The organism is Actinomycetospora lutea, assembly GCF_028737205.1.
In the GTDB taxonomy this organism is placed as follows: Bacteria; Actinomycetota; Actinomycetes; order Mycobacteriales; family Pseudonocardiaceae; genus Actinomycetospora; species Actinomycetospora lutea.
This window is the reverse complement of sequence record NZ_JAQZAL010000038.1, coordinates 46,142-55,450: the sequence shown is the minus strand read 5'-3', so window position 1 is coordinate 55,450 and position 9,309 is coordinate 46,142. Positions and strand designations below refer to the sequence as shown.

The 9,309-nt window shown below is 74.1% G+C and carries 9 protein-coding genes; 6 read left to right on the top strand and 3 right to left on the bottom strand.

The genetic code is table 11. The features are described 5' to 3' along the window. Nucleotides 1-431: 431 nt before the first annotated feature. The gene (locus tag PHK61_RS28425; RefSeq protein ID WP_274284394.1) at nucleotides 432-1,805 is read right to left on the bottom strand and encodes an MFS transporter; all 1,374 of its coding nucleotides are present in this window, start codon (nucleotides 1,803-1,805) and stop codon (nucleotides 432-434) included. Between the two features lie 68 nt (nucleotides 1,806-1,873). Next, complete coding sequence (locus PHK61_RS28420; RefSeq protein WP_274284393.1) at nucleotides 1,874-2,494, bottom strand: TetR/AcrR family transcriptional regulator; 621 nt, start codon at nucleotides 2,492-2,494, stop codon at nucleotides 1,874-1,876. Nucleotides 2,495-2,592: 98 nt separating this feature from the next. Here PHK61_RS28420 and PHK61_RS28415 point away from each other — a divergent pair, with 98 nt between their 5' ends. The 6 genes from PHK61_RS28415 to PHK61_RS28390 all read left to right on the top strand — a co-directional run bounded on the left by PHK61_RS28415 (nucleotide 2,593) and on the right by PHK61_RS28390 (nucleotide 8,736). Continuing rightward, the gene (locus PHK61_RS28415) at nucleotides 2,593-3,378 is read left to right on the top strand and encodes a MaoC/PaaZ C-terminal domain-containing protein (protein ID WP_274284392.1); all 786 of its coding nucleotides are present in this window, start codon (nucleotides 2,593-2,595) and stop codon (nucleotides 3,376-3,378) included. Then, entirely contained in the window at nucleotides 3,378-4,190 is an 813-nt protein-coding gene (locus PHK61_RS28410; RefSeq protein ID WP_274284391.1) for an alpha/beta fold hydrolase, read from the top strand. Before PHK61_RS28415 ends, PHK61_RS28410 begins: the two co-directional genes overlap by 1 nt. Then, nucleotides 4,187-5,866: an AMP-binding protein gene (locus tag PHK61_RS28405; protein WP_274284390.1), complete on the top strand. Its 1,680-nt coding sequence runs from the start codon at nucleotides 4,187-4,189 to the stop codon at nucleotides 5,864-5,866. The genes PHK61_RS28410 and PHK61_RS28405 overlap by 4 nt, the downstream gene beginning before the upstream one ends. 1 nt (nucleotide 5,867) lies before the next feature. Then, nucleotides 5,868-6,893: a zinc-dependent alcohol dehydrogenase family protein gene (locus PHK61_RS28400; protein ID WP_274284389.1), complete on the top strand. Its 1,026-nt coding sequence runs from the start codon at nucleotides 5,868-5,870 to the stop codon at nucleotides 6,891-6,893. Nucleotides 6,894-6,957: 64 nt separating this feature from the next. Further along, nucleotides 6,958-8,256 carry an MFS transporter gene (locus PHK61_RS28395; protein WP_274284388.1) on the top strand — a complete coding sequence of 433 codons (1,299 nt, stop codon included), beginning with the start codon at nucleotides 6,958-6,960 and terminating at the stop codon, nucleotides 8,254-8,256. 45 nt (nucleotides 8,257-8,301) lie between these two features. Next, the gene (locus tag PHK61_RS28390; RefSeq protein WP_274284398.1) at nucleotides 8,302-8,736 is read left to right on the top strand and encodes a YccF domain-containing protein; all 435 of its coding nucleotides are present in this window, start codon (nucleotides 8,302-8,304) and stop codon (nucleotides 8,734-8,736) included. A gap of 12 nt (nucleotides 8,737-8,748) precedes the next feature. Here the strand turns inward: PHK61_RS28390 and PHK61_RS28385 are convergent, their stop codons facing one another. Continuing rightward, nucleotides 8,749-9,288: a cysteine dioxygenase family protein gene (locus PHK61_RS28385; protein WP_274284387.1), complete on the bottom strand. Its 540-nt coding sequence runs from the start codon at nucleotides 9,286-9,288 to the stop codon at nucleotides 8,749-8,751. Between the last annotated feature and the right edge of the window lie 21 nt (nucleotides 9,289-9,309).

Sequence of the window (9,309 nt, the reverse complement as noted above, 5' to 3'; positions counted from 1 at the left end):
GCCTCGGCCCGGTTGTGCACCCGCCACCGCGCCCGCACATACGCCGCGAGATCCTGCCCGGTCAACGTGGACGCATCGATCCCGTCGAGCACCCCCGCCAGCTCGGCGTCCGGCTCACGACCGTCCAGCGCCGCCGCCAGCGCGGCGCCCAGATCGTGGTCGATGCTCACACCCAGAACGCTAGAACCGACCCCCGACAACCCCGGCCCCCAGAAACCCCCCGAGACCCCCACGCCAGATCACGGATCGGTAACGATCCCCAGCTCAGCGGCCCAACGGCCGGGCGGCTCACCGGTGATGAGAGCGCAGCTCCCCGCCCCGACCTCGCCCTCGCCGCGCCAAGCAAGGCAGCCAAGGCGTCACTCGCTGCCTGCCACGCAGCGAACGACGCCCTCGCACCCCGGGAAGCGGGCGAGCGCGAGCGTCCGCCGCTACCGAGCGGTCCCGGCGCGCACCGTCTCCGGCGACGCGGCCGCCTCGTCCTCCGAGGTCTCGTAGAGGTCCCGGCGGAAGCGCTCCCGGATCGTGATCACGGCCAGGAAGGTGAGCGCCGCCGTGCCGATGATGTACAGCGACACCGACCAGGACGCCCCGGTGGCCGCGAGCAGCGCGGTCATGATGAACGGTGCCAGCCCGCCCGCGAACACCGACGCGAACTGGTAGCCCAGCGACGCGCCCGAGTAGCGGACGTCGGCGGGGAACATCTCGGCGTAGAGCGTGGCCTGCGGGCCGTACATCGTCGCGTGGATCGTGAAGCCGACCAGCAGGGCGAGGAAGACCAGCGGCACCGAGCCCGTGTCGATCAGCCAGAACAGCGGGAACGCCCAGATCGCCATCCCGACCGTGCCGGCGAGGTAGAGCTTCTTGCGCGTGCCCATCCTGTCGGTGAGCGCGCCGAAGAACGGCATGGTGATCACCTGGGTGAGCCCGGCGCCCATCACGCACAGCAGGATCGCGGTCCGCGACATCCCGACCGTCTTGGTCGCGTAGTCGAGGACCCCGCTGATGAGGATGTAGAACGTCGCGTTGACGACGAAGAACGCCCCGGTCGCCTGGAGGATCTCCTTCCAGTACTTCCGCACCGCCTCGACCAGCGGCGCCTTGCGCAGCCCCGCCTCGCGCTTCGCCGCGGTCGAGCGCTCACGCAGCGCGGTGAAGACCGGGGTGTCCTCGATCCGCAGCTGCACGTAGAGCCCGATCAGCACGAGCACCAGCCCGGACAGGAACGGCACGCGCCAGCCCCAGCTCGTGAACTGCTCGTCGGTCAGCGTCGCGGTGAGGATCAGGAAGAACAGGTTGCCCGCGACGGCCCCGAGGACGGCCCCGGTCTGCACGAGGCTCCCGTAGAACCCGCGCCGCTCGACCGGGGCGTGCTCGGTGAGCAGCAGCGCCGCCCCGCCCCACTGCGCGCCGACCCCGAGGCCCTGCACCAGCCGGGCCACGACGAGCAGGACCGGCGCCCAGACGCCGATGACCGCGTAGTTGGGCAGCACGCCGATCGCGAACGTCGCCACGCCCATGACGAGCATGGCCGCCACCAGCGGGGGCTTGCGGCCGTACCGGTCACCGGCGTGGCCGGCGATGATGCCGCCGAGCGGGCGGGCGACGAAGCCGACCGCGAACGTCGCGAACGACGCCAGCGTCCCGGCCACCGGGTTCGACGACGGGAAGAACTGGGACCCGAGCACCAGCGCCGCCGCGGTGGCGTAGATCAGGAAGTCGAACCACTCCAGGGTGGTCGCGAAGACGGCGGCCGTCGCGAGCCGGCCCATGCGCGGCGGTGCTTCGGGACTGGTCTGGGTCACGGCGGCGCCCTCTCCGGTACACGAACGATCGTTCGTACCGTACGAGCGCGGTACCGCCCACCACAAGGTCAGTGCGCCAGCGGGCTCTCCAGCAGCGCGAGGGCGTACCGCGCCTGCTGCTCGGCGAGCTGGCCCCGCGACAGGCGCCCGTCCGGCCGGTACCACTGCGCCACGCCCGCGAGCCCGGAGAGCACGGTGCGGGCGGCGTCGTCCGGGTGCGGCGTGCGGAACTCCCCGGACGCCGCCCCCTGGCTGACGATCTGCTCGAACACCGCCTGCGTCGCGTCGCGGTCGACCACCAGGCGCTCGCGGTCCTCGCCGGCGAGGTAGCGCACCTCGTTGGTGGACACGACCATCGCGAGCTGGTGGTCCACGACGAAGCGGACGTACGCGCGCACGGCCTCGCGCATCCGCGACACCGCGTCGTCGCCGGCCTCGTCGACGGCCACGTGCAGGCGCGTCACCAGCTCGTCGTTGGCGTGCCGGAGCACCTCGGCGAGCAGGCGCGACTTCGACGGGAAGTAGTTGTAGAGGTTCGACAGGCTGGTGCCCGCACCCCGCGCCACGTCGCGCATCGAGGCGCCGTGGAACCCCTTGGCGCCGAACGCCTCGAGGGCGGCGTTGAGGATCGCGGCCTCGTTGCCCCGGCCGGTGTCCCCGACGAGCGTAACCGTCGAACGCGCGTTCACGTCCGCCAGCGTAGAGGCCCGCGCGGCCCCTGCTTGACGGCTCGAGGCGCCGGGTGGTGGATTGGAGCACGAACAGTCGTTCGTATGGAGGTGCCCGGGTGGCCGATCGCTGGTTCGAGGACTTCGTGGTGGGGGAGCGGTGGACCAGCCCGCCGCGCGAGGTCACCGCCGAGGACCTCGCCGCCTTCACGCGGGTCAGCGGCGACGACCACCCCCTGCACGCCGGACCCGACGCGATCCTGCAGGGGCCGTTCGGGGTCGCCGTCGCGATGGGGCTGCTGCAGGGGCTCGGCCTCCACGGCGAGGCGGTGCTCGGCCTGCTCGACACCCACTGGGCCTACCGGCGCCCGGTCCGCGTCGGCGACCTGCTGACCCTCGAGGTGACGATCGTGCGCGCCCGGCGCACCTCGGCCGGCGACCGCGGCGTCGTCACCCGGGCCATGGCCCTGACGAACCAGGACGGCGAGACCGTCCAGGACGGCACGACCGCCGCCCTGATCGCCGCCCGCGGCCCCGGGCCCGACCCGGACGGGCGCGCCTTCGGCACGGTCGGCTGGGCGGAGGCGCTCACCGAGAAGGCCGACCTCGCCGACGAGGTCGCCAGCTGGGACGGCACGGTGGGACTGCGCTGCGGGGACGACGAGGTGCACCTGCGCGTCTACCGCGGCCGGGTCATCGAGGTCGCCCGCCGCTCCCCGCGCGGGGCGACGTTCACCCTCGGCGCCGACGCGGCGACCTGGCTCGAGCTGGTGGAGGCCCCCGACAACCCGTTCATGCGCCTCGCGATGGCCGGGCGCTTCACCGTCACCGGCGACGGCTACGAGTACCTGCGGCTCACCTCCGCGCTCCACCGCCTCGCCGACGCCGCCCGGGAGATCGCCTGATGCGCGCCGACTACCTGCCGCTGGGCGGCAGCCTCGCCTTCGTCGAGCAGCACGGGGAGCCGGACGCGCCGCCGGTGCTGTGCCTGCACACCGCGGGCCAGAGCGGGGTGCAGTGGCGCCACGTCGCCCCGGCGCTCGCGGCCCGCGGGTACCGCGTGGTCGTCCCGGACCTGCCCGGCCACGGCCGCTCCGAGCCGGCCCCGGGCGGACCCGTCACCGACCTCGGCGCCTACGCCGACTGGTGCCTCGCGCTGATCGACCGCCTCGGGCTCGCGCGCCCCGGCGTCGTCGGCTGCTCGATCGGCGGCAAGATCGCCCTCGACGTCGCCGTCCGGGCGTCGGACCGGCTCGCCGCCGTCGTCGCCATGGCCGCCGACGCCCACACCGGCGGCCGCCCCTCGGTGCGCGGGCTGCGTCGCGAGCTCTCCGACGTCGCGGCGCCGAGCCGCACCGACCGCACCTACCTCGGCACACTGGCGGTCGTCGGCCGCGACGTCCCGCGCGAGCGCGCCGAGCTGATCGCGACCATGCACCGACGGGAGGACCCGGCCGTGTCCACCTCCGACCTCCTGGGCTGGGCGACCCACGACCTGCGCGACGCCCTGCCGGGCATCACCTGCCCCGCCCACCTCGTCGTCGGCGACGACGACCTCTGGCTCGACGTCGCGCGCGTGCGCGCGGCCGCCGCGAGCATCCCCGGCGCACGCTGCACGGTCCTGCCGGGAATCGGGCACTACCCGATGGAGGAGATCGCCGACTTCGACGCCGTCCTCGACGACTGGCTCGCCGAGCTCGGGGCGGTGCGGGCGTGAGCGACCGACCCACGGTGACCCCGCACCCCGTCGCCGCCTTCCCCGCGCCCGGCCCGCTGCCCGCCGACCTCCCCGACCTGCTCGGACGCCTGGCCCACCGGGACCCCGACGCCACCGTCGTCCTCGACACCGCCCCCGACGGCACCACCCACCCCGTCACCCGCGGCGAGCTGTGGCGCCGCGTGCGCGCGCTGGCCGAGGAGCTGCACGAGCACGGGATCGGCCCGGGCGACGCGGTGGCGGTGTGGATGCCGAACTGGAGCGACGCGCTGGTCTGGCAGTTCGCGGTCGCCGCCCGCGGCGCGCACGTGGTCGGCGTCAACACCCGCTACGGCACCGAGGAGTCCGGGCACGTGCTCGGGCGCGCCCGGCCGAAGCTGGTCGCCCTGGCCCACGGCTTCCACGGGCTCGACCTGCTCGAGCGCCTGCGCGCCGCCGTCGAGCACTCGGGCGTGGTCCCCGAGGTCGCCGTCGTCACCGGGCCGTTCGGCGCGGCGTCCGACGGTGCCGAGCCCGACCCGGCGGCCGGCGACGTCGGGGCCGGCGCGTGGACCCCGCGGCGCCACGACGGCCCGGAGCCGGCGCGCTGCGACCCCGCCGCGCTGGCGGTCGCGTTCACGACCTCCGGCTCCACCGGGCTGCCCAAGCTCGCCGCCCACAGCGGCACCGCGGTGCTCACCCACGCCGCGGCCGACGCCGCGGTGCTCGGGCTCGCCGAGGGCGACGTGGTGCTCGGCGCCCTGCCGCTCTCGGGGGTCTACGGCTTCAACGCGGTCATGGCGGGCCTCGCCGCCGGCGCCGTCGTGCTCCTCGAACCCACCTTCGACGCCGACCGCGTGCTCGACCACATCGCCGCCCACCGCGTCACCCACGTCGGCGCCGGCGACGACCTGGTGCTGCGGCTGCGCGAGGCCCACGAGCGCCGCCCGCGGGACCTGTCGAGCTGGCGCTGGTGGGGCGTCGCCGACTTCCAGGGCCGCAGCCACGAGCTCGCGGCGTGGCTCGGCGACGAGGCCGGGACGCAGGTGAGCGGGGTCTACGGCTCCTCGGAGGTCTTCGCGCTCACCGCCGCCTGGCCCGCCGACGAGCCCCCGCCCACGCGGTGGATCGGCGGGGGGCGGGTCGTGCACCCCGACATCGCCGTGCGCGTCGTCGACCCCGACACCGAGGCCGTCCTCGGGCCGGGACGCGAGGGCGAGATCCAGTTCCGCGGGCCCAACGTCGTCGACGCGTACCTGGGGGCCGACTCCCCGGACGTGTGGACCGCCGACGGGTGGTTCCGCAGCGGCGACCTCGGCGTGCTCGTCGACGACGGCGCCTTCGCCTACGTCTGCCGGCGCGGCGACGCCCTGCGCCTGCGCGGCTTCCTCGTCGACCCCGCCGAGATCGAGCTGCGCCTCGCCGCCCACCCCGACGTCGGCACGGCGAAGGTCGTCGGCGTGGAGGGCGCGGACGGGGCCACGACGGCCGTCGGTTTCGTCGTCGGCGCGGCGGGACGGACGCCGGCGGGGGACGATCTGGTGGCGTGGTGCCGTGCGGCGCTCGCGGGGTTCAAGGTGCCGGCGGCGGTGCACGTCGTCGACGCCATGCCCACGACGTCCGGCACGAACGGCACGAAGATCAAGGCGGCCGAACTGCGCCGGTGGGCGACGGAGTGGGCGCCCGAGAGGAGCTGAGGTGCGCGGCGTGTACCTGCCCGGCGGGCGCCGGGTCGACGTGCGCGAGGTGCCCGACCCGGAGCCCGGGCGGGGCCAGGTCGTGGTCGAGGTGCGCGCCTCGACGATCTGCGGCAGCGACCTGCGGGCGATCTACCGCGAGCACCTCGGCGAGGGCCCCGAGGCCTACCAGGACGTCATCGGCGGCCACGAGCCGTGCGGGCAGGTCGTCGCGGTCGGCACCGAGGTCGAGCGCATCCGCGTCGGCGACCGCGTCGTCGTGTACCACATCAGCGGCTGCGGCCAGTGCGACGAGTGCCGCCGCGGCTACCAGATCAGCTGCACCTCACCCCGGCGCGCGGCCTACGGCTGGCAGCGCGACGGCGGGCACGCCGACCTCCTGCTGGCCGAGGAGCGCGACCTGGTCCCGCTGCCCGACAGCCTGACGTTCCTCGACGGCGCCTGCGTGGCCTGCGGGTTCGCGACGGCCTACGAGGCGCTGTGCCGTGTGGCGCTCGCGGGCGGTGAGCAGGTGCTGGTCACCGGGCTGGGTCCGGTCGGGCTCGCGGCCGGGATGCTCGCGTCGGCCATGGGCTCGCCGTGGGTCGTCGGCACCGACCCGTCGCCGGAGCGGCGCGCGCTGGCCCGTGACCTGGGCGCCGTGGACGTCGCGGTCGAGGGGCAGGACGGCGAGCTGCACGAGCTCCTCGGGGACGGCGCCGAGGTCACCGTCGACTGCTCGGGCGCCGGCGTCGCCCAGCTGACCGCCCTGCGCCACACCCGCCGCCACGGCCGCTGCGCGCTCGTCGGCGAGGGCGGGACGCTGACCGTCGACGTCAGCGAGGTCCTCATCCACCGCCAGCTCACCGTCCACGGCTCCTGGGTGGCGCCGACCTGGCGAATGACCGAGCTGCTGGAGCGCCTCGCGCGGTGGGACCTGCACCCCGAGCGCGTGGTGACCGACCGGTTCGCCCTCGCCGACGCCGCCCGCGCCTACGAGGTCGCCGACGCGGGCGCGCGGGGCAAAGTCGGAATCGTCCGGGACTGAACCTGTACCGCGCGCACTCGCTCGCCTACGCTCCGTCGCGCAGGAGGCCACGACAGGAGGACCGATGAGTCAAGCTGCCGGGACGGCGAGCACCGAGCGCCACCAGTTGCCCGTGCGGACGCTCGTCGCCGCGAGCATCGGGAACGCGGTCGAGTGGTTCGACTGGACGATCTACGCAACGTTCGCGGTCTACTTCTCGTCGCAGTTCTTCGACAAGTCGTCGCCGACCCTCGCGCTCATCGGCACGACGAGCACCTACGCGCTGGCGTTCTTCTTCCGCCCGCTCGGCGGGGTGTTCCTCGGGCGCCTGGCCGACCTGCGCGGCCGCCGCTTCGCGATGCTCGTGACGATCCTGCTGATGGCCGGCGGGTCGCTGGTCATCGCCGTGCTGCCGACCTACCAGGCCGTGGGGTGGCTCGCGCCGATCCTGCTGCTGCTCGCCCGCATCGCGCAGGGCCTGAGCCTCGGCGGGGAGGTCTCCAACGCGAGCGCGTACCTGGCCGAGATCGCCCCGCCGAACCGGCGCGGGCGGTACTCCAGCTTCTTCTACATCTCCACCGGCACCGCACTGCTGGCCGCGAGCCTCCTGGGGCTGCTGCTGACCAGCACGCTCACCCGGCCCCAGCTGGAGTCGTGGGGCTGGCGCATCGCGTTCGTCGTCGGCGGCGTGCTGGGCCTCGTCGGGCTGTGGCTGCGCCGCACGCTGGCCGAGACCGAGCAGTTCGAGGCCAACGTCGAGACGGCCCGGGCCACGAAGAACCCGCTGCTCAAGACGCTGACGCACTACCCGAAGTCGGTGCTGCAGCTCTTCGGGTTCACCCTGCTCTCGACGCTGTGCTACTACACCTTCTTCAGCGCCCTGACCCCGTTCGCGGTGCAGTTCCGCGACGCCGCGGGCAGCGACGTGTTCCTGGCGCTGTCGATCGGCACCGTTGTGTTCATCATCGGCCAGTACCCCATGGGAGCCCTCGCCGACCGGTTCGGGCGCAAGCCGCAGATGCTGGTGTGGTCCGGGGCGTTCGTGCTGCTCACCGTCCCGCTGAGCCTGCTCATCACCGACCGGCCACCGCTGATCAACCTGATCATCGTGTTCGCGGTGGGCCTCGGGCTCTACTCGGTGTTCTCCTCGATCGCGCCGGCGATCATGAGCGAGATCTTCCCGACCGAGCTCCGGGCCCTGGGCATCGGCGCCTGGTACAACCTCACCGTCGCGATCTTCGGCGGGACCGCGCCGCTGCTCATCGCCGCGCTGTCCGGCGCCGGGCGTCCCGACCTCTTCTTCTGGTACGTGTCCGGCGGCGCGCTGATCGCCTTCCTGATCATCCTGACGCTGCCCGAGACGAAGGGCCGCGAGCTGACGTAACGGACGAACCACGTCGGCGGTGGCAGGCTGGGTGGCATGAGCCTGCTGCGGACCCTGCTCAACCTCGTCTGGCTCGTGCTGGCGGGGGTGTGGATGGCGCTCGGCTACGTCGTCGCGGGCATCATCTGCTGCATCCTCATCGTCACGATCCCCTGGGGGATCGCGTCGTTCCGGATCGCGCTGTTCGCGCTGTGGCCGTTCGGCAGCAGCATCGAGCGCCGGGCCGACGCCGGGGTGGGCTCGACGCTGGGCAACGTCGTCTGGTTCGTCGTGGCCGGGTGGTGGCTCGCGATCGGGCACGTCGTCACGGCGATCGCCCTGGCCGTGACGATCATCGGCATCCCGTTCGCCTGGGCCAACCTCAAGATGATCCCGGTGTCGCTCACCCCGCTGGGGCGCCGGATCGTCGACGTCGACGACCCCCGCGCGTTCGGCGTCGACGGGCACCGCGCGGCCCCGCCGGTCGGTGCCCGCCCCTGATCGACCCCCTGATCAGCCCCGCACCGGCAGGTCGTAGCGGCGCCGGATGCTCGACCCGAGCCTGCGGACGTCGACGCCGTAGACGTGCAGCGAGATCGTCGTGGTCGGCGCGGTGTTGGTGACCTTGTGGATGTCGCCGGGCGGGAGCAGGCCGGTGACCGTGCCCGGCCCGGCGACGTCCTCGCCGTCGACGACGAGGCGGTCGGCGACGCGCAGGTAGCGGGTCTCGTGCTCCTCGCCGGCGTGGACGCCGACCACGCACCACGAGAGGTGGTCGTGGATCGGGGTGGTCTGCCCGGGCAGCCACACCAGCGCGACCAGCGAGAACGCGCCGTCGTCGGCGACGTGCAGGAGGTGCTGGCGGTAGTGCTCCGGGTCGCCGACGCACTGGGCCGGCGACAGCAATCGTGGATCACCGAGGTACGGGGCCAGGGCCTCGCCGACGGCGTCGACCCGCGCGAGGCCCGGCGCGGACTGCCGGACCGCGGCGTCGAGGTCGGAGGTCAGCGCGGCCATCGGGGTGATGATCTGGGGGACGGGCGGGGTGGTCATGGCGGTCTCCTCGGTGACGGG